Annotated in this window: 1 protein-coding gene and 1 pseudogene; both read right to left on the reverse strand. The window is 69.6% G+C overall.

The window, feature by feature from the left end; all coding sequences use genetic code 11:
- Positions 1 to 233, reverse strand: a pseudogene (locus D455_RS32005) (hypothetical protein); the annotation flags it as partial.
- Positions 234 to 406: 173 nt separating this feature from the next.
- Positions 407 to 1,095, reverse strand: a 689-nt coding sequence (locus D455_RS0128665) for an LVIVD repeat-containing protein (RefSeq protein WP_017574083.1), incomplete at its 5' end; no start/stop codon positions are given.

The raw sequence follows: 1,095 nt of genomic DNA on the forward strand, positions 1-1,095 counted from the left end.
TAGTCACCGGTGAACGCCAGATCCGAGTTGACGCTGTTCACGGCCGAGGGCTTGGGCATGTGGGCGACGTGGGTGATGTTCGCGCTGTGGACGCTGTCGGCGGGAGCCTCGTCCGCGTGGGCGCCGACCGGGCTGAGGAGTCCGGTCAACAGGAAGGCCGCGGCGGTGGCCGCGAGGGTCGCGGTGCGCCGCAGACCCTTCCTGGCCCGTGGTGCTGTGGGAGGTGCGGGCATGGGTTCTCCTGTGTGCACTAGGGGATCGGGGGAGTGGGGGACACGGAGGTGGACGCGTCGGGGCCGTGACGTACACGGCCACGGCCCCGTTCCTTCGCCGTCACCCGACCACGGGGGTCGGGCGCGGGTGAAGCGCCCCGGTCACGTCACGGGGACCCGGGGCGCTCACACGGTCAGCGGCCGTTGCCGCGACCGGGCTTGTACTCGGGCTGGGACTGCGGGTTGAACTCCTCCATCCGCACCTGCTCGGCCACCCGGAACCGGGGGTCCTCCAGCCTGAGGACGTCGAGACCGCGGCTGATGTCGGAGGAGTAGACGTAGCCGTTGTAGTAGTACGCCGACCAGGAGCCACCCAGGACGAGGGCGTTCTCGTCGATCGGGCCGCGGTCGAAGTGGCCGATCTCCTCGGGCGCGCTCGGGTCGTTGAAGTCGATCACCGAGACGCCGCCCTGGTACCAGGACTGCACGAAGTAGTCACGGCCCGGAACCGGGATCAGCGAACCGTTGTGCGCGACACAGTTCTCGGTGTCGGCCTGGTGGCGGGGCAGCTTGTAGTAACCCTCGAACTCCAGCTCGGGGGAGTCCTCCCTCCCGCCGATCGCGTAGAGGGCGTTGGCACCGCGCTCGGAGCCGATCTCCTCGTTGCAGGTGGGGGCACCGCCACCGCCGAGCTCGTCGGTGAACAGCACCGTCCTGCCGTTGTTGGTGAAGGTCGCCGAGTGCCAGAACGCGAAGTTGTCGTCCTGGACCCGCTCGGTGACGACCGGGGCGGCCGGGTCGGAGATGTCCATCAGGACTCCGTCGCCCATGCAGGCGCCCGCGGCGACGTCGCGCTCGGCGTACACGGTGATGTCGTGGCAGC

The sequence above is a fragment of the Nocardiopsis halotolerans DSM 44410 genome, assembly GCF_000341065.1.
Classification (GTDB): domain Bacteria; phylum Actinomycetota; class Actinomycetes; order Streptosporangiales; family Streptosporangiaceae; genus Nocardiopsis; species Nocardiopsis halotolerans.